This window comes from Pseudomonas sp. 2FG (assembly GCF_005502935.1).
GTDB lineage: Bacteria > Pseudomonadota > Gammaproteobacteria > Pseudomonadales > Pseudomonadaceae > Aquipseudomonas.
In genome coordinates this window covers 314,137-339,285 of record NZ_SCMP01000003.1, presented here as the reverse complement: position 1 = coordinate 339,285, position 25,149 = coordinate 314,137, and the positions used below count along the sequence as shown (strand labels likewise).

Below are 25,149 nucleotides of genomic sequence, written 5' to 3'. Positions count from 1 at the left end.
TCAGTTGCAGTGCCCGAGCGAGACGCATAAAAAATCCGATGCCAATTCAGGCATCGGATTTTGATTTCTTGCGGCCCAAGGTCAAGCGAAAGGGCTTAACTGACTGGCATTAGCTCATTGAGCCCCTTTTTTATTGTCTGCAGTTTTCCGCGCGTTGCCGATGACTGTCGCCGGCTTTGGCGCGAGAGGGGGCGCAAAGCTGGGTTATTGCGCGTCGAAGGCCTGGCCGTTGACTCCGAGACTGTCCGGACCCATCAGGTAGAGATAGACCGGCATGATCTCTTCGGGCAGAGGGTTATTCGTCGGCTTCTCGCCAGGGTAGGCCTGGGCGCGCATGTCGGTGCGGGTGGCGCCCGGGTTGATGCTATTGGCGCGCGCGGCGCTAGTGCCCTCGAGTTCGTCGGCGAGGGTCTGCATCAGGCCTTCGGTGGCGAACTTGGAGACGCCATAGGCGCCCCAGTAAGCGCGGCCCTTGCGGCCGACGCTGCTGGAGGTGAACAGCACAGAGGCGTCTTGCGAGAGTTTCAGCAGCGGCAGCATGGTGCTGGTCAGCATAAACATGGCGTTCACGTTGACGTGCATGACGCGCATGAAGTTATCGCCGGAGAGCTGCTCGAGCGGGGTGCGTGGGCCAATGATCGAGGCGTTGTGCAGCAGGCCATCCAGGCGCCCGAACTCGTTCTCAACCATGGCGGCCAGCTCGTCGTACTGATGCGCCAGGGCGGCTTCCAGGTTGAATGGAATGATCGCCGGCCGAGGGTGGCCGGCCGCCTCGATCTCGTCATACACCTGGGTCAGATTCGCTTCGGTCTTGCCCAGCAGTAGCACGGTAGCGCCGTGGGCGGCGAAGGTCTTGGCGGCAGCGGCGCCAATGCCGCGGCCGGCGCCGGTGACGAGGATCACGCGGTCTTTCAGCAGATCGGGGCGGGCAGAATATTCAAACATCGTAAAGTCTCTCTCATTCGTAGGGTGGATTAGCCGCAAAGCGGCGTAATCCACCATCGGCACCGCAAGGTGCCGCCTATGGCGGCAGTGGTGGATTACGTTTCGCTAATCCACCCTGTGTCTGTCGTCGGCCGTTCAGCAGCTGCACAGCGCCCGGTCGAGTACGGCGCGCAGTTCCAGCGGGTGATCGACCACCACGTCGGCGCCCCAGTGCGTCGGGTTATCGTCCGGGTGGATATAGCCGTAAGTGACCGCGGCGGTCTTGGTGCCGGCCGCACGACCGGATTCGATATCGCGCAGGTCATCGCCGACGAACAATACGCTGGCCGGCTCCAGCCCGAGCTGGGTGCAGGCGAGGAGCAGCGGCTCCGGGTCCGGCTTGCTGTTTTTCACATGGTCCGGGCAGATCAGCACGGCCGAGCGTTCCGCCAGGCCGAGCTGGTGCATGATAGGCGCGGCGTAGCGCACCGGTTTATTGGTCACCACGCCCCAGATCAGCTTGGCCTGCTCGATGTCGGCCAGCAGTTCGAGGATGCCGTCGAAGGGGCGGGTCAGGACGGCGCAGTGATCCTGGTAGCGTTCGAGGAACTCCAGGCGTAGCGCCTCGAACTCGGTCGATTGCGGGTCGGCGGCGAAGGCGGTTGCGACCATGGCGCGGGCGCCACCTGAGACCTGGTCGCGGATCAGTTTCTCAGCCAGGGGCGCTAAGCCGTGGGCGACGCGCATGGCCTGGGTGATGGCAATGAAGTCCGGCGCGCTGTCGAGCAGGGTGCCATCCATATCGAAAAGAACCGCTCGCAGGCGCATCAGGCTTCCTTCAGGGTCTGGATCATATAGTTGACGTCCACATCGGCGGCCAGCTTGTAGTGCTTGGTCAGCGGATTGTAGGTCAGGCCGATGATGTCTTTGACCTCAAGGCCGGCCTCCCGGCTCCAGGCGCCCAATTCAGACGGACGGATGAACTTCTTGAAGTCATGGGTGCCGCGCGGCAGCAGGCGCATCAGGTATTCCGCGCCGACGATGGCGAACAGGTAGGCCTTGGGGTTGCGGTTGATGGTGGAGAGGAACACCTGACCACCCGGCTTGACCATGGCGAAACAGGCACGGATGACCGACGCTGGGTCGGGCACATGCTCGAGCATCTCCAGGCAGGTGATCACGTCGAACTGCTCGGGCATTTCCTCGGCCAGCGCTTCGGCGGTGATCTGCCGGTATTCCACCGAGACGCCGGACTCCAGCTGGTGCAGTCGGGCCACGGCCAGCGGCGCTTCACCCATATCGATGCCGGTCACGGTGGCGCCGCGCTGGGCCATCGCCTCGCTCAAGATGCCGCCTCCGCAACCGATGTCCAGCACCTTCTTGCCGGCCAGGTTGACGCGCTCGTCGATCCAGTTGACCCGCAGCGGGTTGATGTCGTGCAGCGGCTTGAACTCGCTCTCACGATCCCACCAGCGGTGGGCCAGGGCGGCGAATTTAGCGATTTCGGCGTGGTCGACGTTGCTCATGATATTTCCTCAAATCACATTCGGCTCGTAGGATGGATGGTGCTTTATCCATCCAGCATTGCGCCCGGGCGGTGGAACAATCGCGTGGCGATACTTCCACCCTACAACCGGCTTGCAGCGATCTTTTTCCCCCACTCCTGCGCCCTGGCGGTGATTCTTTCCTCGTCCAGGCGCGTCAGCCGGCGGTCGTCGAGTAGTTGCTTGCCGCCAACCCAGACGTGCTTCACGCAGTCCCGGTTGCTGGCGTAAATCAATTGCGACACCGGGTCATAAATCGGCTGCTGGGCCAGGCCGGACAGGTCGAAGGCCACCACGTCGGCGGATTTGCCGACTTCCAGTGAGCCGATTTGCTCGTCCAGGCCGAGCGCGCGGGCACCGTTCAGCGTGGCCATGCGCAGCGCGCGGTGCACATCCAGGGCCATGGCCGAACCGGCCACGGCTTTGGCCAGCAGCGCGGCGGTGCGGGTTTCGCCGAGCAGATCCAGATCATTATTGCTGGCGGCGCCGTCGGTGCCGATCGCCACGTTCACCCCGGCCTGCCACAGGCGTTCCACCGGGCAGAAGCCGCTGGCCAGCTTGAGGTTGGACTCCGGGCAATGGATGACGTTGCAGTTGCTCTCGACCAGCAGCAGCAGGTCGTCATCGCTGACCTGGGTCATGTGCACGGCCTGGAAGCGGGGGCCGAGCAAGCCCAGGCGCGCGAGGCGGGCCAGCGGGCGTTCGCCGCGCTGTTCCATGCTCTGCTGCACCTCGAAGGCGGTTTCCTGCACATGCATGTGAATGCCGGCGTCCAGCTCCTCGGCCAGCATGCGGATGTTTTCCAGCTTGTCGTCGCTCACCGTGTAAGGGGCGTGGGGGCCGAAGGCGACCTTGATTCGCGGGTGCAGTCTAAGGTCGTCGAACAAGGCCAGGCCCTTGCGCAACGCCTCGTCGGCGTCACGGGCGCCGGGAATCGGGAAATCCAGCACCGGAATGCAGATCTGCGCGCGGATGCCGCTGTTGTGCATCAGTTCGCTGGCCACTTCCGGGAAGAAGTACATATCGGAGAAGCAGGTGATGCCGCCTTTCAGCTGTTCGGCGATGGCCAGCTCGGTGCCGTCGCGGATGAACGTCTCATCGACCCATTTGGCTTCCGCCGGCCAGATGTGTTGTTCCAGCCAGCTCATCAGCGGCAGGTCATCGGCCAGGCCGCGGAACAGCGTCATCGCGGCGTGGCCGTGGGCGTTGATCAGGCCGGGGGTGAGCAGCATGCCCGGCAGTTCGCGTACTTCGCGAGCGGAATGCTTGAGGGCTTCGGCGCGCGGCGCGATCAGGGCGATACGGCCATCGCGGATGCCCAGGCCATGCTCGTGCAGCACCACGCCGGCGGGCTCGACAGGCACCAGCCAGGTCGGCAGGAGCAGCAGGTCGAGCGGGGCAGCGTGGTCGGGCATGATCGGCTTCCAAGGGCGTATCCTGAGGTCGCCGAAGTATACCCGAGCGCCTTGGCGGGGGGCTCGCTATAATCCGCGGCTTTTCGTTTCTGAGTGCGAGGTTGGCCATGCGCGAGCAATTGTTGGCGGCGGAGAAGGTTAAGGCCATCGATTGGCGGGATGGCGCGCTGTATTTGCTCGATCAGCGGCTGCTGCCGTTCGAGGAAACCTGGTTGCGCTACGACTCCGCGGCCGGGGTGGCCGAGGCGATTAAAACCATGGTGGTGCGCGGTGCGCCGGCCATTGGCATCAGCGCGGCCTATGGCCTGGTGCTAGGCGCGCGGGCGCGCCTGGCCGCAGGCGGCGACTGGCAGGTTGCGCTGGAGGACGATTTCCGTGTGCTGGCCGACTCGCGGCCGACGGCGGTTAACCTGTTCTGGGCGCTCAACCGCATGCGTGAGCGCTTGGCGCGTCTGAAAGAGACGGAGAGCACCCTCGTGGCCCTGGAAGCGGAGGCGGTGGCTATCCACCTGAGCGATCGCGAAGCCAACCTGACCATGGCGCAGCTCGGCGTCGAGCTGATTCGCAAGCACCAAGGCAATCTGCAGACCCTGCTGACCCACTGCAACACTGGCGCACTGGCGACTGGCGGTTTCGGCACGGCTTTGGGGGTGATTCGGGCGGCCTATCTGGATGGGCTGGTCGAGCGGGTCTACGCCGATGAAACCCGCCCCTGGCTGCAGGGCTCGCGGCTGACTGCCTGGGAGCTGGCCAATGAGGGTATTCCGGTCAGCCTGAATGCCGACTCGGCGGCGGCGCATCTGATGAAAACCAAGGGCATCACCTGGGTGATCGTTGGTGCCGATCGCATTACGGCTAATGGTGACGTGGCCAATAAGATCGGCACTTACCAGTTGGCGGTCAACGCCATGCACCATGGTGTGCGTTTCATGGTGGTGGCGCCGAGTTCGACTATCGATATGACCCTGGAGAGTGGTGATGACATCCCGATCGAAGAGCGCGACGGTCGTGAGCTGCTGGAGTTGGCGGGGCGGCGGGTGGCGGCGGATGTGGCGGCGGTCAATCCGGTGTTCGATGTCACGCCGGCCGATCTGATCGACTTCATCGTCACCGAAAAGGGCATAGTCGAGCGCCCGGATGCGGCCAAAATGGCGCAATTGATGTGCCGCAAACGCCTGCATTGATAGTGGTGTTTGTGTGACGCGGCGACCTGTTTGTCTGCTGGCTGGGGATAGGTGCAGGGCGCTGATTGTGGTACTCTCCGTCAGTTTTCAAGGGGGCCGACAAGGGTCGCCTTCACAGCGCAGATCCATGTCATAACTCGTTGATTTGTCGTGAGTCGCTGCCGGGCCTAAGGCCGCAGCGGCGAGCTTCGTCCCGTTCAGGATGGATGTGGCGGAGCTTCACCAGAAAAAGGAACCAGGCTTCTCATGGGCGAACTGGCCAAAGAAATTCTACCGGTCAATATCGAAGACGAGCTGAAACAGTCCTACCTCGACTACGCGATGAGCGTGATCGTCGGGCGTGCCTTGCCGGATGCGCGCGACGGCCTCAAGCCCGTGCACCGTCGAGTGCTGTTCGCGATGAGCGAGCTGGGTAACGACTGGAATAAGGCGTACAAGAAATCCGCCCGTGTGGTCGGTGACGTGATCGGTAAGTATCACCCGCACGGTGATACGGCGGTGTACGACACCATCGTGCGCATGGCGCAGCCGTTCTCGCTGCGCTATCTGCTGGTCGATGGTCAGGGCAACTTCGGTTCGGTGGACGGCGATAACGCCGCCGCCATGCGATACACCGAAGTGCGCATGACCAAGCTGGCCCATGAGTTGCTGGCGGATCTGGACAAGGAAACCGTCGATTGGGTGCCCAACTACGACGGCACCGAGATCATCCCGGCGGTCATGCCGACCAAGATTCCCAACCTGCTGGTCAACGGTTCCAGCGGTATCGCCGTGGGCATGGCGACCAACATTCCGCCGCACAACCTCGGCGAAGTCATCGACGGTTGCCTGGCGCTGATCGACAACCCGGAGCTGACGATCGACGATCTGATGCAGTACATCCCGGGTCCAGACTTCCCGACCGCTGCCATCATCAATGGTCGTGCGGGCATCATCGAGGCCTATCGCACCGGCCGCGGGCGGATTCAGATCCGTGCCCGCGCCGAGATCGAAGACATCGACAAGGTCGGTGGACGCCAGCAGATCGTCATCACCGAGCTGCCGTATCAGCTGAACAAGGCGCGGCTGATCGAGAAGATCGCCGAGCTGGTGAAAGAGAAGAAGCTCGAAGGCATCACCGAGCTGCGCGACGAGTCCGACAAGGACGGTATGCGCGTGGTGATCGAACTGCGTCGCGGTGAGGTGCCGGAGGTGATCCTCAACAACCTCTATGCCCAGACCCAGCTGCAGAGCGTGTTCGGCATCAACGTGGTGGCGCTGATCGACGGCCAGCCGAAGATCCTCAACCTCAAGGATTTGCTCGAGGCCTTCATCCTTCACCGCCGTGAAGTGGTGACTCGGCGTACCGTTTATCTGCTGCGCAAGGCCCGTGAGCGTGGGCACATCCTCGAAGGGCAGGCGGTCGCGCTGTCCAACATCGATCCGGTGATCGCGCTGATCAAGGCCTCGCCGACCCCCGCCGAAGCCAAAGAAGCTTTGGTCTCCACGCCCTGGGAATCCACGGCGGTGCAGGCCATGGTCGAGCGCGCCGGCGCCGATTCCTGCCGCCCGGATGATCTCGACCCGCAGTACGGCCTGCGTGAAGGCAAATACTTCCTCTCGCCGGAACAGGCGCAAGCCATTCTCGAACTGCGCCTGCACCGCCTGACCGGTCTGGAGCACGAGAAGCTGCTGGCCGAGTACCAGGAGATCCTGACCCAGATCGGCGAGTTGATCCGCATCCTCACCAGTGCCACGCGCCTGATGGAAGTCATTCGCGAAGAGCTGGAAGGCGTCAAGGCCGAGTTCGGTGATGTTCGTCGCACCGAAATTCTCGATGCCCGCCTCGATCTGACTTTGGGTGACCTGATCACCGAGGAAGATCGGGTGGTGACCATCTCCCACGGTGGCTATGCCAAATCCCAGCCGCTGACGGCCTACCAGGCGCAGCGGCGTGGCGGCAAAGGCAAGTCCGCGACCGGGGTGAAGGACGAGGACTACATCGAGCACCTGTTGGTCGCCAACAGCCACACCACGCTGCTGCTGTTCTCCAGCAAGGGCAAGGTGTATTGGTTGAAGACTTACGAAATTCCCGAAGCCTCGCGGGCTGCGCGGGGTCGGCCGCTGGTCAACCTGCTGCCGCTGAGTGAAGGCGAGAGCATTACCACCATGTTGCCGGTGGAGGAGTACACCGAGGGGCACTTCATCTTCATGGCCACCGCTGGCGGCACCGTGAAGAAGACTCCGCTGGAGCAGTTTAGCCGTCAGCGCAGCGTCGGTCTGATCGCGCTGGAGCTGGACGAAGACGACATCCTGATCTCCGCCGCCATCACCGATGGCTCCCGTGAGGTCATGCTGTTCTCCGATGGCGGCAAGGTCACCCGCTTCAAGGAAACCGACGTGCGGGCCATGGGCCGTACCGCCCGTGGTGTGCGTGGCATGCGTCTGCCGGAAGGGCAGAAATTGATTTCCATGCTGATTCCGGAAGAGGGCAGTCAGATCTTGACCGCCTCCGAACGCGGTTACGGCAAGCGCACCGCCATCTCCGAGTTCCCCGACTACAAGCGTGGCGGTCAGGGTGTGATCGCCATGGTCAGCAACGAGCGCAACGGCAAGCTGGTTGGCGCCGTGCAGGTGCTGGACGGTGAGGAAATCATGCTGATTTCCGATCAGGGCACCCTGGTCCGTACCCGGGTCGACGAAGTCTCCAGTCTGTCGCGTAACACTCAGGGCGTGACCCTGATCAAGCTGGCCAGCGACGAGACGCTGGTGGGCTTGGAACGTGTGCAGGAGCCGTCGGCTCTTGACGAGGAGGCGGGCGAAGGCGAAGAGCTGGAAGGCGAGGCGTCTGGCGATGCCGAGCTGGCTGGCGAAGAGACTGTCGACACCATCGCCGAGACGACCGAAGGCGCCGTGGACGAAGTTCCGCAGGACGCGGAAGAGTAAGAACTCTAGGGCGGGTGGGTCGCGCCGCGATCTATCCGCCCCAGGCCATATCGGCGGGTAACGCTGCGCGTTATTCGCCCTACAAGTGAGAGTGGATGTGAGCAAGCGAGCCTTTAACTTCTGCGCCGGCCCGGCCGCGCTGCCCGAAGCTGTACTGCAACGCGCCCAGGCGGAACTCCTCGATTGGCAGGGTAAAGGCCTGTCGGTGATGGAGATGAGTCATCGCAGCGACGAGTATGTGGCGATCGCCGAAAAAGCCGAGCAAGACCTGCGTGACCTACTCGCCATCCCCTCGAACTATAAAGTGCTGTTCCTGCAGGGCGGCGCCAGCCAGCAGTTCGCCGAGATTCCGCTGAACCTGCTGCCGGAAGAGGGCGTTGCGGATTATATCGACACCGGCATCTGGTCGAAGAAAAGCCTCGAAGAGGCGCGCCGCTTCGGCAACGTCAACGTGGCCGCCAGCGCCAAGGCTTACGACTACTTTGCGATTCCTGGGCAGAACGAGTGGCAACTGAGCAAAGATGCCGCCTATCTGCATTACGCCTCCAACGAGACTATCGGTGGTCTGGAATTCGACTGGATCCCTGAGGTTGGTGATGTGCCGCTGGTGGTGGATATGTCCTCGGACATCCTCTCGCGTGCCATCGACGTGTCGAAATTCGGCCTGATCTATGCAGGTGCGCAGAAGAACATCGGCCCGTCCGGCCTGGTGGTCGTCATCGTCCGCGAAGACCTGCTCGGGCGTGCCCGTTCCAGTTGCCCGACCATGCTCAACTACAAGGTCGCCGCGGATAACGGCTCCATGTACAACACCCCGGCGACCTTCTCCTGGTATCTCTCGGGCCTGGTGTTCGAGTGGCTGAAGGAGCAGGGCGGGGTCGAGGCGATGGAGCGGCGCAACCGCGCCAAGAAAGACCGGCTCTACGGCGTCATCGATGCCAGTGAGCTGTACAGCAACCCGATCGCGAAAAACGCCCGCTCCTGGATGAACGTGCCGTTCCGCCTGGCTGACGAGCGGCTGGATCAGCCATTCCTGGTTGGTGCCGATGCCCGTGGCCTGCTCAACCTGAAAGGTCACCGTTCGGTGGGCGGCATGCGCGCCTCTATTTATAACGCCGTCGGTCTCGATGCCGTGGAGGCTTTGGTGGCCTATATGGCGGAGTTCGAGAAGGAGCACGGCTGATGTCCGAGCAAGAGCTGAAAGCCCTGCGGGTGCGCATTGACAGCCTCGATGAGAAGATTCTCGACCTGATCAGTGATCGCGCCAGCTGCGCCCAGGAAGTGGCGCGGGTGAAGATGCTGGCGTTGCCGGAAGGCGAGAAGCCGGTGTTCTATCGTCCCGAGCGCGAAGCCTGGGTGCTCAAGCACATCATGGATCGCAACAAGGGGCCGCTGGACAATGAGGAAGTGGCGCGCTTGTTCCGCGAAATCATGTCCTCCTGCCTGGCGTTGGAGCAGCCGCTCAAGGTTGCCTACCTCGGGCCGGAAGGCACCTTTACCCAGGCGGCCGCGCTGAAGCATTTTGGCCATGCGGTGATCAGCGTGCCGATGGCGGCGATCGACGAAGTGTTCCGTGAAGTGGCCGCCGGTGCAGTCAATTTCGGGGTGGTGCCGGTGGAGAACTCCACCGAGGGCGCGGTCAACAACACGCTGGACAGCTTCCTCGAGCACGACATGGTGATCTGTGGCGAGGTCGAACTGCGTATTCACCATCACCTGCTGGTCGGCGATACCACCAAGACCGACCGCATTACCCGCATCTATTCCCATGCCCAGTCCCTGGCGCAGTGCCGCAAATGGCTGGACGCGCATTACCCGAATGTCGAGCGCGTGGCGGTTTCCAGTAATGCCGATGCGGCCAAGCGGGTGAAAAGCGAGTGGAATTCGGCGGCGATTGCCGGCGATATGGCGGCGAGCCTGTATGGCCTGACCAAGTTGGCTGAGAAGATCGAAGACCGTCCGGATAACTCCACGCGCTTTCTGATCATCGGCAGCCAGGAAGTGCCGCCTACCGGTGACGACAAGACCTCGATCATTGCGTCCATGCGCAACAAGCCGGGTGCGCTGCATGAGCTGCTGGTGCCGTTCCATGCCAATGGCATCGACCTGACCCGGATCGAGACTCGCCCGTCGCGCAGCGGCAAGTGGACCTACGTGTTCTTCATCGACTTCGCCGGCCACCACCGTGATCCGCTGATCAAGGATGTGCTGGAGAAGATCAGTCAGGAAGCTGTAGCGCTGAAGGTGCTGGGTTCCTACCCGAAAGCCGTTCTTTGACCCCAAGCGATTCTCTGAGGAGAGCCCATGAGCAGCGACTTCCTCGCCCTGGCCCAGCCTGGCGTGCAGAAACTCTCGCCTTACGTCCCGGGAAAGCCGGTTGACGAGTTGGCGCGTGAGCTGGATCTCGATCCAGCCACTATCGTCAAGTTGGCCAGCAACGAAAATCCGCTCGGGCCCAGCCCGAAAGCCCTGGCGGCCATTCGCGAGGCTGTGGCCGAGCTGACTCGTTACCCGGATGGCAATGGCTTTGCGCTGAAGAGCCTGCTCGCCGTACGCTGTGGCGTGAAGGTCAATCAGGTCACCCTGGGCAATGGCTCCAACGACATCCTCGAGCTGGTCGCCCGTGCCTATCTGGCGTCGGGTTTGAATGCCGTGTTCAGCGAGCACGCCTTTGCCGTGTATCCCATCGCCACCCAGGCAGTGGGTGCGGAGGGCCGTGTGGTGCCGGCCAAGGACTGGGGGCATGACCTCGAGGCTATGCTGGCGGCGATCGATGCCAATACCCGCGTGGTCTTCATCGCCAACCCGAATAACCCGACCGGTACCTGGTTCGGCCCGGCTGCGCTGGCCGACTTCCTGGCTCGCGTGCCTGGGCATGTGCTGGTGGTGTTGGACGAGGCCTATATCGAATACGCCGAAGGCGGTGAGCTGCCGGATGGTCTCGATTATCTGGCTGGCCATCCCAATCTGCTGATTTCCCGTACCTTCTCCAAGGCTTACGGCCTGGCGGCGCTGCGGGTTGGCTATGGTGTGTCCTCGGTAGCGATTGCCGACGTGCTTAATCGCGTGCGCCAGCCCTTCAATGTCAATAGCCTGGCGCTGGCGGCTGCCTGCGCGGCGCTGGAGGATGCGGACTACCTGGCGCACAGCCGGCGGCTCAATGATGCCGGCATGGCGCAGCTGGAAGAGGGTTTCCGCCAGCTGGGACTGAGCTGGATTCCGTCCAAGGGCAACTTTATTGCCGTCGATCTCGGTCGTGAGTCTGCGCCGCTCTTTCAGGCGCTGCTCCGTGAAGGCGTGATCGTGCGTCCGGTGGCCAACTACGGCATGCCGACCTACCTGCGTATTTCCATCGGTCTGCCGGCGGAAAATGCCCGCTTCCTCGACGCGCTGAACAAGGTGCTGGCGAGTGTCTGATGTCATGCCGGCGCAACAGACTGAACCTATGATCGGCCGCCTGGTAGTAGTGGGGCTCGGCCTGATCGGCGGCTCCTTTGCCAAGGGTCTGCGCGAGCGAGGGCTCTGCCGTGAGGTGGTGGGCGTCGATCTCGATCCGGAGTCGCGCCGCCTGGCGGTCGAGCTGGGTGTGGTCGACCGCTGCGAAGAGCAGCTCGCCGCCGCTTGTCAGGGCGCCGAGGTGATCCAGCTGGCGGTGCCTATCCTGGCCATGGAGAAGCTGCTGGTCGAGCTGGCCAAGCTCGACCTGGGTGACGCGGTGCTGACGGATGTCGGCAGCGCCAAGGGCAATGTGGTGCGCGCCGCACGTCTGGCCTTTGGCGGTTTGCCGTCGCGCTTTGTCCCTGGCCACCCGATTGCCGGCTCCGAAGAGAGCGGGGTGGAGGCCTCCAATGCGGAGCTGTTCCGTCGCCATAAGGTGATCCTGACGCCGCTGGAACAGACCGATGCCACGGCGCTGGCGCTGGTTGATCGACTCTGGTGCGAGTTGGGTGCGGACGTCGAGCATATGGCGGTCGAGCATCATGATGAGGTGCTTGCCGCCACCAGCCACCTGCCGCATTTGCTGGCGTTCGGTCTGGTGGATTCGCTGGCCAAGCGCAGTGAGAACTTGGAGATTTTTCGATACGCCGCGGGCGGTTTCCGTGATTTCACGCGGATCGCCGGCAGCGACCCGGTGATGTGGCATGACATCTTCCTCGCCAATCGAGAGGCGGTATTGCGCACTCTGGATGCATTTCGCGGTGACCTCGACGCCTTGCGCGCCGCGGTCGACGCAGGGGACGGGCACCAGCTCTTGGGCGTATTTACCCGCGCCCGTGTGGCCCGCGAGCATTTCAGCAAAATTCTGGCCCGTCGGGCCTATATGGACGCTATGAACACCAACGACCTGATTTTCCTGGCCAATCCTGGTGGTCGCCTGTCCGGGCGGATTCGTGTACCGGGTGACAAATCCATCTCTCACCGCTCGATCATGCTCGGCTCCCTGGCCGAAGGCACGACCGAGGTGGAAGGTTTCCTCGAGGGTGAGGACGCGCTGGCAACCTTGCAGGCGTTTCGCGACATGGGTGTGGTCATCGAAGGCCCGCATCATGGCCGTGTGACCATTCATGGGGTTGGCCTGCATGGTTTGCAGGCGCCGCCTGGCCCGATCTATCTGGGCAACTCCGGCACCTCGATGCGCCTGCTCTCCGGTCTGCTGGCTGCACAGTCCTTCGATACCACTTTGACTGGCGATGCCTCGCTGTCCAAGCGGCCAATGAACCGCGTGGCCAAACCGCTGCGCGAGATGGGGGCGGTGATCGAAACCGCCGCGGAAGGCCGTCCGCCCATGACCATTCGCGGCGGCCAGCGCCTGTCCGGGATGAATTACGCGATGCCGATGGCCAGCGCCCAGGTTAAATCCTGCCTGCTGCTGGCGGGCCTCTATGCTGCCGGTGAAACCGCCGTCACCGAGCCGGCGCCAACCCGTGATCATACCGAGCGGATGTTGCGTGGCTTCGGTTACCCGGTTTCGGTCGATGGCAGCACGGCTACCCTAGAGTCTGGCCACAAGTTGACCGCGACCCATATCGAAGTGCCGGCTGATATCTCCTCGGCAGCCTTCTTCCTGGTCGCCGGCAGCATTGCCGAAGAGTCCGAGCTGGTTCTGGAGCATGTCGGCATCAACCCGACGCGTACCGGTGTGATCGATATCCTGCGCCTGATGGGGGCGGATATCAGCCTCGAGAATCAACGTGAGGTTGGCGGTGAGCCGGTTGCGGATCTGCGCGTGCGTTCGGCCAAGCTGAAGGGTATCGAGATCCCGGAAGATCTGGTGCCCTTGGCTATCGATGAATTTCCGGTGTTGTTCGTTGCCGCGGCCTGCGCCGAGGGCCGTACCGTGCTGCGCGGTGCCGAAGAGCTGCGGGTGAAGGAATCCGATCGTATCCAGGTCATGGCCGATGGTCTCCTGGCGCTGGGCGTCAAAGTCGAGCCGACGCCGGACGGCATCATCATCGATGGCGGCGCCATCGGCGGCGGTGAAGTGCACAGCCATGGCGACCACCGTATCGCCATGTCCTTTAGTGTTGCCTCGCTGCGCGCGACTGCTCCCATCCGCATCCACGATTGCGCCAACGTCGCGACCTCTTTCCCGAACTTCCTCGGCTTGGCCGCGCAAGTCGGTATTCGTGTGAGTGAAGAGGCTAAGTCATGAGCGCCCAGGTTCCGGTAATTGCGATTGACGGTCCGAGCGGTTCCGGCAAGGGTACGGTGGCGGGTCTGCTGGCGAAAAAACTGGGTTGGAGTCTGCTGGATTCTGGCGCGCTCTATCGTTTGCTGGCCTTCGCGGCGCGTAACCATGGCGTCGATCTGACCAACGAAGAAGCGATGAAGGTGCTTGCCGCTCATCTGGATGTGCAATTCATTGCGGCGACCAATGCTCAGCCGCAACGCATCATTCTCGAGGGTGAAGAGGTGACCGACGCCATCCGCAATGAGCAGGTGGGTGCCGGTGCTTCGCAAGTCGCAGCCCTGCCGGCGGTCCGTGATGCCCTGCTGCAGCGTCAGCGTGCTTTTCTCGAGGCGCCGGGTCTGGTGGCCGATGGGCGCGATATGGGCACCGTGGTTTTCCCCGAGGCGCCGCTGAAAATCTTCCTGACCGCCAGCGCCGAGGAGCGTGCCCGTCGCCGCTACTTGCAGTTGAAGGCCAAGGGGGATGATGTTAATCTTACGAGTCTGCTAGACGAGATTCGTGCGCGCGATGAGCGTGACACCCAGCGAGCGGTAGCGCCGCTCAAACCGGCGCCTGACGCCATTCAGCTGGACTCCACGGAACTCTCGATCGAGCAGGTGCTGGAACGCATTCTGAGTGAAGTCGCCAATCGCGACCTCGCCGGATGACCAAGTAGGCATGTGGGAAACCAGTCATAGCCCCGCAGCCTGCTTTTAAATAAACGAAACCCACATTGTCTGGGATGTGGAAGCTGGGCGTATTTTTCGCCCTAGATCAATCAGGAATCAACATGAGCGAAAGCTTTGCGGAACTCTTTGAAGAAAGCCTAAAGACCCTCGACATGCAGCCGGGTGCCATCATTACCGGTATCGTGGTCGACATCGATGGTGACTGGGTCACTGTTCATGCCGGTCTGAAGTCCGAGGGCGTCATCCCGCTCGAGCAGTTCTATAACGATGCTGGCGAGCTGACCATCAAGGTCGGTGACGAAGTTCACGTTGCGCTGGACGCGGTTGAAGATGGCTTTGGCGAAACCAAGCTGTCCCGTGAAAAAGCCAAGCGTGCCGAGTGCTGGATCGTTCTGGAAGCGGCTTTCGCAGCTGAAGAAGTGGTTAAGGGCGTTATCAACGGTAAGGTTAAAGGCGGCTTCACGGTCGACGTTAACGGCATCCGTGCGTTCCTGCCAGGTTCTTTGGTTGACGTTCGCCCGGTGCGCGACACCACGCACCTGGAAGGCAAAGAGCTCGAGTTCAAAGTTATCAAGCTCGACCAGAAGCGCAACAACGTTGTCGTTTCCCGCCGCAGCGTATTGGAAGCCGAGAACAGCGCCGAGCGCGAAGCTCTGCTGGAATCCCTGCAGGAAGGTCAGCAAGTCAAAGGTATCGTCAAGAACCTCACGGATTACGGCGCATTCGTCGATCTGGGTGGCGTCGATGGCCTGCTGCACATCACCGACATGGCTTGGAAGCGCATCAAGCATCCGTCCGAAATCGTCAACGTTGGCGATGAGATCGATGTGAAAGTGCTGAAGTACGACCGCGAGCGCAATCGCGTCTCCCTGGGTCTGAAGCAACTGGGCGAAGACCCATGGGTTGCTATCAAGGCTCGTTACCCAGAAAGCACTCGCGTTACCGCGCGTGTAACCAACCTGACCGACTACGGCTGCTTCGCAGAGCTGGAAGAAGGCGTGGAAGGCCTGGTGCACGTGTCCGAGATGGATTGGACCAACAAAAACATCCACCCGTCCAAAGTCGTACAAGTTGGCGACGAAGTGGAAGTCATGGTTCTGGATATCGACGAAGAGCGTCGTCGTATCTCCCTCGGCATCAAGCAGTGCAAAACTAACCCGTGGGAAGATTTCTCCGGTCAGTTCAACAAGGGCGACAAAATCTCCGGCACCATCAAGTCGATCACCGATTTCGGTATCTTCATTGGTCTGGATGGCGGCATCGACGGCCTGGTTCACCTGTCCGACATCTCCTGGAACGAAGTGGGCGAAGAAGCCGTACGTCGTTTCAAGAAGGGCGACGAGCTGGACACCGTGATTCTGTCGGTTGATCCGGAGCGCGAGCGTATCTCCCTGGGTATCAAGCAGCTGGAAGACGATCCGTTCTCCAACTACGTGTCTGTTAACGATAAAGGCACCATCGTGCGCGGTATCGTTAAAGAAGTTGACGCCAAAGGCGCTGTAATCACTCTGGCCGAAGGCATCGAAGCTGTGCTGAAAGCCTCCGAAATCAGCCGTGACCGCGTTGAGGATGCGCGCAACGTGCTGAAAGAAGGCGAAGAGGTCGAAGCCAAGATCATCAGCGTCGACCGTAAGAGCCGCGTAATCAGCTTGTCGGTCAAGTCGAAAGACGTTGAAGAAGAGAAAGAAGCGATCAAAGAAATGCGCAACAAGCAGGAAGTTGAATCTTCCGGTCCGACCACCATTGGTGATCTGATTCGTGCGCAAATGGGCAATCAGGGCTAATCCCTGATCCATCCCAAAAAGGGCGACTTCGGTCGCCCTTTTTTGTTTTTAGATCAATGGCCTGGAGATGGTTTGGGGGCTGTTCAAAGCTCTTTGGTCATGCTAAAACCTTCTTAGAGCTGATCTAGCCGCTTGAAAACGAAGGGAAAACCATGACCAAGTCGGAGTTGATCGAACGAATCGTCACCCATCAGGGGCTCCTTTCATCCAAGGATGTGGAGCTGGCGATCAAGACCATGCTGGAACAAATGTCCCAGGCCTTGGCGACGGGCGATCGCATAGAGATACGCGGCTTTGGCAGCTTTTCCCTGCATTTCCGTGCGCCTCGCGTTGGTCGCAACCCGAAGACGGGGCAGTCGGTGCGTTTGGATGGCAAGTTCGTGCCTCATTTCAAGCCTGGGAAAGAGTTGCGTGACCGAGTTAATGAAGATGATTAGCTCGATTGGGTGTGTTCTGCTTGCAGTCCCCCAGGCCGACGGCCGAGCAAACACATGTCCTGTGAGTTCGCAGGCTGCTCAAGCGTAAAATTCAAAGTCTTGCCATTGAGTTGATCGTGTGCCTCATGCTTGTGGCATTAATTGCGTGTTCCAGGTTTGAAAAGCCAGCAACGGGCAGCTGGTTTGCTTTGGGCTGGCGGCTTCTCAACCTTCCTCGGCGATTGCCGGGGGTGCTGCACTTCTGTCGCCTTACTGATGGCTGGTCTAGCAGTAGTCGTACGGTATCCCAGTGCAGACACAGCTCCGCCCGGGTCGGCAAGCGGATGTGCCACTGAGCACCGCTTCCGCCAAGTGTCGGGTCAGGCGAGCATAGCGATCCAGCCAACTGACGAGCTCCTTCCTTTGGCCGCAGGTTCTGCAGGCGACGCGCCTGAGCGCAACGCTCAATTGCACCGTGCGCCCGAGGATCGGCAGGTCGCGGATTTGCCGCGTACAGTACTCATGAACAAATGAGCAGGGCTGCTGGCAGCCACTGCGTAGCGGGATGAGTTTTGGATGGCGATTAGTTCGATTTTGAGAAAATCAGCCTCAGGCTCAACAGAAACGACAGAAAACCCTCCCGGAATGGAAGGAAAACAGTGGCATTTGGCATCAGAACGGCGGTTTGGGTTTAGAGGTTTGGTCGCACAAACATCTTCACTCAAATTGCCGTTCTTTTTTGCGACCTCCACGGGATTCAGTGAGGAGCTTTTTTGGGCGGCACCTTCCCATTAAGGCTTAAGAAGCCAAGCATGCATAAGAGTTTTTGGGATAAAGATCATAAGGGGACAAATTAATGCGAATTCTCGTGACCGGCGGCGCCGGCTTTATCGGCTCTGCTGTGGTTCGCCACCTGATCCAGAACACCCAATATGAGGTCGCCAACCTCGACAAGCTCACCTATGCCGGTAATCTCGAATCGCTGGTTTCAGTATCCGACTCGCCACGTTACCGTTTCCATCTGGTGGATATCTGCGACGGGGCTGCGCTGGATGCAGTGTTTGCCGCGTTCAAACCCACCGCAGTGATGCACTTGGCGGCCGAGTCCCATGTGGACCGATCCATCGACGGGCCGGCTGATTTTATCCAGACCAATATCGTCGGTACCTACAGCTTGCTCGAAGCGGTTCGTCGTTACTGGAATGCCTTGCTGGCAGACGAGAAGGGCTCGTTCCGCTTCCACCATATTTCCACCGACGAGGTGTATGGTGACCTGGACGGTACGGATGATCTATTCACCGAAACCACGCCCTATGCACCCAGCTCTCCGTATTCCGCCTCCAAGGCCGGTTCGGATCATCTGGTCCGCGCCTGGCAGCGTACCTATGGCTTGCCGGTGTTGGTGACCAACTGCTCGAACAACTATGGGCCGTTCCATTTTCCGGAAAAGCTGATCCCCCACATGATCCTCAATGCCGTTCATGGCAAGCCGTTGCCGGTGTATGGCGATGGTTCGCAGATTCGCGACTGGCTCTTTGTCGAGGATCATGCCCGGGCGCTGGTTGAGGTCGTGACCAAAGGCAAAGTAGGGGAGACCTACAACATCGGCGGGCATAACGAGAAGCGCAATCTCGAGGTGGTGGAGATCATCTGTGAGCTGTTGGATGAGTTCGTGCCCGTGACTGCAGAGGGTGATCGTGGGCAAACCCGCTCCTACAAAGAGCTCATTACCTTTGTGCAGGATAGGCCGGGGCATGATCGGCGTTACGCCATCGATGCGAGCAAGATCGAGCGTGAGCTGGGATGGAAACCGCAGGAAACCTTCGAGAGTGGTATCCGCAAGACCGTGCAGTGGTATCTGGATAACCGCGAGTGGTGGCAGCGTGTGTTGAGTGGCGATTACCGTCTGGGACGTTTGGGAGAACAAGTATGAAAGGTATTATCCTCGCCGGCGGCTCCGGCACCCGCCTGCATCCGATCACCCGTGGCGTGTCCAAGCAACTGCTGCCGATCTACGACAAACCAATGATCTATTACCCGCTATCGGTGCTGATGCTGGCTGGCATTCGTGAGGTGTTGATCATCTCCACCCCGGAAGATCTGCCCAACTTCCGCAAGCTGCTGGGGGATGGCTCCGACTTCGGTATTGAGCTGAGCTATGCCGAGCAGCCGTCTCCAGATGGGCTGGCTCAGGCCTTTTTGATTGGCGAGGAGTTCATTGGCGACAGCAGAGTCTGCCTGATCCTCGGCGACAACATTTTCTACGGTTATGGCTTCAGCGCCATGCTGCGCGAGGCGGCGCAACGGGAGCGTGGGGCTACGGTGTTCGGTTATCACGTCAATGACCCGGAGCGCTTCGGTGTGGTGGAGTTCGATGCGGCCGGCAAGGCGATCTCCATCGAGGAGAAGCCCAAGGCGCCAAAGTCTAACTATGCGGTGACCGGACTGTATTTCTATGACAACTCGGTGGTGGAGATTGCTAAGCAGGTGAAACCTTCTGCCCGTGGCGAGCTGGAAATCACCGATGTGAACAATGCCTACCTGCAACGCGGCGATTTGCATGTGAGCCTGCTGGGCCGTGGTTTCGCCTGGCTGGATACCGGTACTCACGACTCCCTGATGGAGGCCAGCCATTACGTGCAGACCATCGAGACCCGCCAGGGGCTGAAAGTGGCTTGCTTGGAAGAGATCGCCTACCACCAGGGTTGGTTGTCTGCAGAGCAGTTGGCAGGCCAGGCGGAGGCGCTGAGCAAGACGGGGTACGGCCAATATTTGATGCGCCTGCTGAGCCAGGCGGTTGTGCGATGAAGGTAATCGAGACAGCACTGCCGGGCGTATTGATCATCGAGCCGAAGGTGTTTGGCGATCATCGTGGGTTTTTCCTTGAGTCTTTCCAGGTCGAGCGTTATCGCGAGGCGGGGATCGATTTGCCGTTCGTGCAGGACAACCACTCGCGCTCGCAACGTGGCGTGCTGCGTGGGCTGCATTTTCAGCGCACCCGGCCACAGGGCAAGCTGGTCAGCGTCAGCCGTGGCGCGGTGTATGACGTGGCGGTGGACATTAATCCCGAGTCGCCGACCTGCGGCCAGTTCGTCGGCGTCGAGCTGAGCGACGAGAACCATCGCCAACTCTGGGTGCCGCCGGGCTATGCCCATGGATTCTGCGTGCTCAGCGAGGTTGCTGACTTCCAGTACAAGTGCACCGACCTGTACTTTGCCGAGGATGAAGGCGGACTGATGTGGAACGACCAGGATGTCAACATCCCGTGGCCGGTGGAGGCGCCGCAGCTGTCGACTAAGGATCAGCGTAACCCAACCTTACGCCAGCTACTGGGCAAAAAGGACTGAACATGCGTGTACTGATTACCGGTGCCCGTGGCCAGGTTGGCCATGAGTTGCTTCGCCTAGCACCCGAAGGCTTCGATACCGTGGGCATGGGCTCGACCGAGCTGGATATTGCCGATGCCGCGCAAGTGGCTGCCGTCGTCGATGAGGTGCAGCCACAGCTAATCATCAATGCGGCAGCCTACACCGCTGTGGATAAGGCCGAGAGCGAACAGGAGCGCTCCTGGGCGGTGAACCGTGACGGTGTGGCTCACCTAGCGATTGCCGCCGAGCGACTGGGCATTGCGCTGCTGCATATTTCCACCGACTACGTGTTCGCCGGTGACGCCCGCGAGCCGTATCGGGAAACCGACCCGACCGGGCCTACTGGTGTGTACGGAGCCAGCAAGCTGGGCGGCGAAGTGGTGCTGACAGCCAACTGCAGTCGGCACATCATCTTGCGTACCAGCTGGGTGTTCGGTGCGCATGGTAACAACTTCGTCAAAACCATGCTGCGCCTCGGGCTCGAGCGCGAAGAACTGGGCGTGGTGGCCGATCAGCATGGCTGCCCGACTTCGGCTGCCAGCATTGCTTCGGTCCTCTGGAGTCTGGCCAGTCAGTACCGTGACCGCGGCGCGTTGCAATGGGGCACCTACCATTTCAGCGGTACGCCGGCTTGTACCTGGCATGAGTTCGCCCTGGAGATTTTCCGCCAGGCGCAAGAGCTAGAGCTGCTGGAGCGTCTGCCGCATGTGCGGGCCATTGCCACGGCAGACTATCTGACGCCTGCCAAACGACCTGCGTGGTCGGTGCTCGATTGCAATAAGCTAAAAAATGTATATCGCATTGCTCAGGCTGACTGGAGAGTCGAGCTGGCCACAGTTTTGCGTGAGTTAGCTTAGTTCCGCCTGCACAGCAGTATTATTCACGCGCTCTTGTACGGGCTTATCTTCTCTGCGCGGATCGTAAGGTTTACCTGATTATTTACCAGGCTCAGCTCAGTGGCCCCCGGTGGTCAGGTGGGTGCTGCACGAATACTGTAGGAGCAGGCCCGCCGCCGCTAAGGTTCTTGCAGACAGCGAAAATGCCTAACTCAAAGAGCTCGTGCCGAGGGGGCTGAGGTCGTCCTGGGTCTAGAGGTGCAAGTCCATTGATTCATCAGCAGCGCCGAGTGGGGCCATAGTCAGGCGGGGATTTGACAAGCGCTAGGCAGGAGCTAAGTTGATGGGCGCGGCTCAAGGAAGTACCGCGTTAACCTCTAAATAAATGGAGCTTCATCATGCTTAAAGGACAAGTCTCTTCCCTCTTGTTTGCTGTGCTCACCAGCCTTTCTGTTAGCGCTTTTGCAGCAGAGCCACCTAAGGTTGACTCGGCTAAGCCGGCTGTCACTCAGGCTTCTAAAGTGGCCGAGGTCGGTAAGGTTAATCTCAATACTGCCGATGCGGCCACGCTGGAGCGTGAGTTGATTGGTATTGGTGAGGTTAAGGCGCAGGCCATCATTGCTCATCGCGAAACTAACGGCCCATTTGCTTCGGTGGATGAGTTGCTGGAGGTGAAGGGGATTGGTGCGGCGACGCTGGAGAAAAATCGCGACAAGTTGAACCTCAACTAAGTCGCGAGGGGCAGTAACTCGATGTGCAGTAACTAAGGCCGGTCATTGACCGGTCTTTTAGTTTCCCTGAAGGAATAAAAAAACCCAGCCATTGGCTGGGTTTTGAATTTGGCTCCACGACCTGGACTCGAACCAGGGACCCAGTGATTAACAGTCACTTGCTCTACCAACTGAGCTATCGCGGAACAACGGTGCGTATCCTACTGATTAAGAAGGGGAAGTCAAGCTTTCGCCAGCTTCCCTTCAGCTGTTTCAGAGTACCTTGGCGATGGCGCTGGTGACGGCATTCAGGTTGCTGTTGTTCAGCGCGGCAACGCAGATGCGGCCGGTGCTCACGGCGTAGATGCCGAACTCGTTCTTCAGGCGCTCGACTTGCTCGGCGGTCAGGCCTGAGTAGGAGAACATGCCGCATTGGCGGGCGACGAAGCTGAAGTCGCGTTTGGCGCCTTGCGCGGCCAGTTGTTCGACCAGGGCCATCCGCATGGCACGAATGCGCGTACGCATTTCGCCCAGTTCCTCTTCCCAGAGGGCGCGCAGTTCGGGGCTGTTCAGGACTGCGGCGACCACGGTGGCACCATGGGTCGGCGGGTTGGAGTAGTTGGTGCGGATCACCCGTTTGACCTGCGAGAGCACCTTAGCCGCTTGTTCTTTCGACTCGGTGACGATGGACAGCGCGCCAACTCGCTCGCCATACAGCGAGAAGGATTTGGAGAAGGAGCTGGAGACGAAGAAGCACAGCCCAGATTCGGCAAACAGGCGCACGGCGGCGGCGTCTTCCTCGATACCATCGCCAAAGCCTTGGTAGGCGATATCGAGGAAGGGAACATGCTCACGTTCGCGCAGCACTTCGAGGACCTGTTTCCAGTCGTCCAGGCTGAGGTCGACACCGGTCGGGTTGTGGCAGCAGGCGTGTAACACCACGATCGAGCGTGGCGGCAGGGCTTGCAGGTCTTCCAGCAGGCCCGCACGGTTGACGCCGTGGCTGCTGGCGTCGTAGTAGCGATAATTTTGCACGGGGAAGCCGGCGGCCTCGAACAGCGCGCGGTGATTTTCCCAGCTCGGGTCGCTGATGGCGACGACTGCGTCCGGGAGCAGGCGTTTGAGGAAGTCGGCGCCGCTTTTCAGTGCGCCGGTGCCGCCCACGGCCTGAGTGGTGATCACCCTGCCGGCGGCCAGCAACGGACTCTCGGCACCAAGCAACAGCTTCTGCACCGCCTGGTCGTAGGCGGCAATGCCCTCGATCGGTAGGTAGCCGCGCGGGGCGTGAGCGGCTTGGCGGGCCTTCTCCGCTGCTTCCACGGCGCGCAGCAGCGGCAGACGGCCTTGCTCGTCGTAATAGACACCTACGCCCAGGTTGACCTTGGTGGTGCGAGTGTCGGCGTTGAACGCTTCGTTTAGGCCCAGGATGGGGTCGCGCGGAGCCATTTCGACGGCAGAGAACAAACTCATGATGCGGCAGCTCGAAGAGGAGGGTGGGAAGCCAAGCAACACCCCGCTACGACTGATGCTAGGGGGTTGCGCAAGTGGGCCGCTATTATAGCGGCCAAGGTTGTGTGCGGCGATATCGCACGCACGCTTTTCGCCAGGTTTGACGCAGGCTCTACGGCCGCGTCACAACCATTTGTCGAGGTAGGTTATGTCGCAGTTTCAACTCGTGACCCGGTTTCAGCCGGCCGGTGATCAGCCCGAGGCTATTCGACAGATGGTGGAAGGCCTGGAAGCCGGGCTTTCGCACCAGACCTTGCTGGGGGTGACCGGTTCCGGCAAGACCTTCAGCATCGCCAATGTGATCGCTCAGGTGCAGCGCCCGACTCTGGTGCTGGCGCCGAATAAAACCCTGGCGGCGCAGCTCTATGGCGAGTTCAAGAGCTTCTTCCCGAATAACTCGGTGGAGTACTTCGTTTCCTATTACGACTACTACCAGCCGGAAGCCTACGTGCCGTCCTCCGATACCTTTATCGAGAAGGACGCCTCGATCAACGACCATATCGAACAGATGCGCCTGTCGGCGACCAAGGCGCTGCTGGAGCGGCCGGACTCGATCATCGTCACCACGGTGTCGTGCATCTACGGTTTGGGCGATCCCGAGTCGTACCTGAAGATGGTGCTGCATATCGACCGCGGCGACAAAATGGATCAGCGCGCGTTGCTGCGGCGTTTGGCCGATCTGCAGTACAGCCGCAATGACATGGACTTCGCCCGCGCGACTTTTCGCGTGCGCGGCGATGTGATCGATGTGTTCCCCGCCGAATCGGATCTGGAAGCCATCCGCATCGAGCTGTTCGACGAGGAGGTGGAGAACATCGCCGCCTTCGACCCCTTGACCGGCGAGGTGCTACGCAAACTACCGCGCTACACCCTCTATCCCAAGAGCCACTACGTGACCCCGCGGGAGAAGCTGCTGGAGGCGGTGGAAAACATCAAGGTGGAGTTGAAGGAGCGTCTGGAATACCTGCGCAGTACCAACAAGCTGGTGGAGGCGCAGCGTTTGGAGCAGCGTACCCGTTTCGATCTGGAGATGATCCTCGAGCTGGGTTACTGCAACGGCATCGAAAACTACTCGCGCTACCTCTCCGGCCGAGGTTCGGGCGAGGCGCCGCCGACCCTGTATGACTATTTGCCGGCCAACGCGCTACTGGTGATCGACGAATCCCACGTCAGCGTGCCGCAGGTCGGTGCCATGTACAAAGGCGATCGTTCGCGCAAGGAAACGCTGGTCGAGTACGGCTTCCGCCTGCCTTCGGCGCTGGACAACCGGCCGATGCGCTTCGATGAGTGGGAGGCGATCAGCCCGCAAACCATCTTTGTTTCCGCGACGCCGGGCAACTATGAGGCCGAGCATGCCGGCCGGGTGATCGAGCAAGTGGTGCGGCCAACCGGCCTGGTCGATCCACAGATCGAAGTGCGCCCAGCCACCACCCAGGTGGATGACCTGCTGTCGGAGATCAAAAAGCGCGTCGCGCTAGAGGAGCGGGTGTTGGTCACCACGCTGACCAAGCGCATGGCCGAGGATCTGACCGACTACCTGGCCGACCACGGTGTGCGCGTGCGCTACCTGCATTCGGATATCGATACCGTCGAGCGCGTGGAGATCATCCGCGACCTGCGCATCGGTGCCTTCGACGTGCTGGTGGGCATCAACTTGTTGCGCGAGGGCCTGGATATGCCCGAGGTGTCGCTGGTGGCGATCCTCGATGCGGACAAGGAAGGTTTCCTCCGTTCCGAGCGTTCGCTGATCCAGACCATCGGTCGTGCCGCACGTAACCTCAACGGTCGGGCGATTCTCTATGCCGATCGCCTCACCGGCTCGATGGAGCGGGCGATGGGCGAGACCGAGCGGCGGCGCAACAAACAAATTGCCCATAACGAGTTGCACGGCATCACGCCCAGAGGGGTCAAGAAGGACGTTCAGGACATCCTCGAAGGTGCCCATGTCCCCGGCTCGCGCAGCACCAAGCGCAAGGGCATGGCGAAGGCGGCGGAAGAGGGCGCCCGCTACGAAAACGAACTGCGCTCGCCGAGTGAAATCACCAAGCGCATTCGCCAGTTGGAGGAAAAGATGTATCAGTTGGCGCGCGACTTGGAGTTCGAGGCCGCCGCGCAAATGCGCGACGAGATCCAGAAGCTGCGCGAGCGCCTGCTGCAGGTGTGAGACTTACCTG

At 60.8% G+C, this 25,149-nt stretch carries 21 protein-coding genes and 1 tRNA gene; 15 read left to right on the top strand and 7 right to left on the bottom strand.

Annotation, left to right across the window (positions count from 1 at the left end; translation table 11 throughout):
• Positions 1-204: 204 nt before the first annotated feature.
• The 4 genes from FFS13_RS05065 to FFS13_RS05050 form a co-directional block, all read right to left on the bottom strand.
• Entirely contained in the window at positions 205-945 is a 741-nt protein-coding gene (locus FFS13_RS05065) for a YciK family oxidoreductase (protein WP_137817999.1), read from the bottom strand.
• Between the two features lie 135 nt (positions 946-1,080).
• The gene (gene mupP / locus FFS13_RS05060) at positions 1,081-1,752 is read right to left on the bottom strand and encodes an N-acetylmuramic acid 6-phosphate phosphatase MupP (protein WP_137817998.1); all 672 of its coding nucleotides are present in this window, start codon (positions 1,750-1,752) and stop codon (positions 1,081-1,083) included.
• Positions 1,752-2,450 (bottom strand): bifunctional 2-polyprenyl-6-hydroxyphenol methylase/3-demethylubiquinol 3-O-methyltransferase UbiG, encoded by a 699-nt coding sequence (gene ubiG, locus FFS13_RS05055; protein ID WP_137817997.1) that lies wholly within the window; start codon positions 2,448-2,450, stop codon positions 1,752-1,754. The genes mupP and ubiG overlap by 1 nt, the downstream gene beginning before the upstream one ends.
• Before the next feature lie 101 nt (positions 2,451-2,551).
• Entirely contained in the window at positions 2,552-3,883 is a 1,332-nt protein-coding gene (locus tag FFS13_RS05050; protein WP_137817996.1) for a TRZ/ATZ family hydrolase, read from the bottom strand.
• Positions 3,884-3,990: 107 nt separating this feature from the next.
• Here FFS13_RS05050 and mtnA point away from each other — a divergent pair, with 107 nt between their 5' ends.
• From mtnA to ihfB, 9 genes are all read left to right on the top strand, one after another.
• A complete protein-coding gene (gene mtnA / locus FFS13_RS05045) occupies positions 3,991-5,067 on the top strand; it encodes an S-methyl-5-thioribose-1-phosphate isomerase (protein ID WP_137817995.1) in 1,077 nt (358 codons plus the stop codon).
• 246 nt (positions 5,068-5,313) lie between these two features.
• The gene (gene gyrA, locus FFS13_RS05040; protein ID WP_137817994.1) at positions 5,314-7,992 is read left to right on the top strand and encodes a DNA gyrase subunit A; all 2,679 of its coding nucleotides are present in this window, start codon (positions 5,314-5,316) and stop codon (positions 7,990-7,992) included.
• Between the two features lie 97 nt (positions 7,993-8,089).
• Complete coding sequence (gene serC, locus FFS13_RS05035) at positions 8,090-9,175, top strand: 3-phosphoserine/phosphohydroxythreonine transaminase (protein WP_137817993.1); 1,086 nt, start codon at positions 8,090-8,092, stop codon at positions 9,173-9,175.
• The gene (gene pheA, locus FFS13_RS05030; protein ID WP_137817992.1) at positions 9,175-10,269 is read left to right on the top strand and encodes a prephenate dehydratase; all 1,095 of its coding nucleotides are present in this window, start codon (positions 9,175-9,177) and stop codon (positions 10,267-10,269) included. Before serC ends, pheA begins: the two co-directional genes overlap by 1 nt.
• A 27-nt stretch (positions 10,270-10,296) precedes the next feature.
• Positions 10,297-11,409 (top strand): histidinol-phosphate transaminase, encoded by a 1,113-nt coding sequence (gene hisC / locus FFS13_RS05025; protein WP_137817991.1) that lies wholly within the window; start codon positions 10,297-10,299, stop codon positions 11,407-11,409.
• A gap of 28 nt (positions 11,410-11,437) precedes the next feature.
• Positions 11,438-13,645, top strand: a complete 2,208-nt coding sequence (locus FFS13_RS05020; protein ID WP_256657822.1) for a bifunctional prephenate dehydrogenase/3-phosphoshikimate 1-carboxyvinyltransferase — start codon at positions 11,438-11,440, stop codon at positions 13,643-13,645.
• On the top strand, positions 13,642-14,331 hold the full coding sequence (cmk, locus tag FFS13_RS05015) for a (d)CMP kinase (RefSeq protein ID WP_137817990.1): 690 nt from the start codon (positions 13,642-13,644) through the stop codon (positions 14,329-14,331). Before FFS13_RS05020 ends, cmk begins: the two co-directional genes overlap by 4 nt.
• Before the next feature lie 122 nt (positions 14,332-14,453).
• Positions 14,454-16,136: a 30S ribosomal protein S1 gene (rpsA, locus tag FFS13_RS05010; protein WP_137817989.1), complete on the top strand. Its 1,683-nt coding sequence runs from the start codon at positions 14,454-14,456 to the stop codon at positions 16,134-16,136.
• A 152-nt stretch (positions 16,137-16,288) separates the two neighbouring features.
• Positions 16,289-16,573 carry an integration host factor subunit beta gene (ihfB, locus tag FFS13_RS05005; RefSeq protein WP_137817988.1) on the top strand — a complete coding sequence of 95 codons (285 nt, stop codon included), beginning with the start codon at positions 16,289-16,291 and terminating at the stop codon, positions 16,571-16,573.
• Between the two features lie 264 nt (positions 16,574-16,837).
• Here the strand turns inward: ihfB and FFS13_RS05000 are convergent, their stop codons facing one another.
• Positions 16,838-17,047, bottom strand: coding sequence for a hypothetical protein (locus FFS13_RS05000; RefSeq protein ID WP_256657821.1), 210 nt, complete (start codon positions 17,045-17,047; stop codon positions 16,838-16,840).
• Between the two features lie 361 nt (positions 17,048-17,408).
• On the opposite strand from FFS13_RS05000, the gene rfbB reads away from it, so the two are divergent.
• The 5 genes from rfbB (at position 17,409) to FFS13_RS04975 (ending at position 21,487) form a co-directional block, all read left to right on the top strand.
• Positions 17,409-18,485, top strand: coding sequence for a dTDP-glucose 4,6-dehydratase (gene rfbB, locus FFS13_RS04995; protein ID WP_137817987.1), 1,077 nt, complete (start codon positions 17,409-17,411; stop codon positions 18,483-18,485).
• Positions 18,482-19,360 (top strand): glucose-1-phosphate thymidylyltransferase RfbA, encoded by an 879-nt coding sequence (gene rfbA, locus FFS13_RS04990; RefSeq protein WP_137817986.1) that lies wholly within the window; start codon positions 18,482-18,484, stop codon positions 19,358-19,360. The genes rfbB and rfbA overlap by 4 nt, the downstream gene beginning before the upstream one ends.
• Entirely contained in the window at positions 19,357-19,899 is a 543-nt protein-coding gene (rfbC, locus tag FFS13_RS04985; protein ID WP_137817985.1) for a dTDP-4-dehydrorhamnose 3,5-epimerase, read from the top strand. The genes rfbA and rfbC overlap by 4 nt, the downstream gene beginning before the upstream one ends.
• Before the next feature lie 2 nt (positions 19,900-19,901).
• On the top strand, positions 19,902-20,777 hold the full coding sequence (gene rfbD, locus FFS13_RS04980; protein WP_137817984.1) for a dTDP-4-dehydrorhamnose reductase: 876 nt from the start codon (positions 19,902-19,904) through the stop codon (positions 20,775-20,777).
• A 377-nt stretch (positions 20,778-21,154) separates the two neighbouring features.
• Positions 21,155-21,487, top strand: coding sequence for a helix-hairpin-helix domain-containing protein (locus FFS13_RS04975; protein WP_137817983.1), 333 nt, complete (start codon positions 21,155-21,157; stop codon positions 21,485-21,487).
• A 109-nt stretch (positions 21,488-21,596) separates the two neighbouring features.
• Here FFS13_RS04975 and FFS13_RS04970 read toward each other — a convergent pair.
• Together FFS13_RS04970 and FFS13_RS04965 are read right to left on the bottom strand one after the other, a co-directional pair.
• Positions 21,597-21,672, bottom strand: a tRNA-Asn gene (locus tag FFS13_RS04970).
• Between the two features lie 67 nt (positions 21,673-21,739).
• The gene (locus FFS13_RS04965) at positions 21,740-22,936 is read right to left on the bottom strand and encodes an amino acid aminotransferase (protein WP_137817982.1); all 1,197 of its coding nucleotides are present in this window, start codon (positions 22,934-22,936) and stop codon (positions 21,740-21,742) included.
• Positions 22,937-23,123: 187 nt separating this feature from the next.
• On the opposite strand from FFS13_RS04965, the gene uvrB reads away from it, so the two are divergent.
• Positions 23,124-25,139: an excinuclease ABC subunit UvrB gene (uvrB, locus tag FFS13_RS04960; protein ID WP_137817981.1), complete on the top strand. Its 2,016-nt coding sequence runs from the start codon at positions 23,124-23,126 to the stop codon at positions 25,137-25,139.
• Positions 25,140-25,149 lie beyond the last annotated feature (10 nt).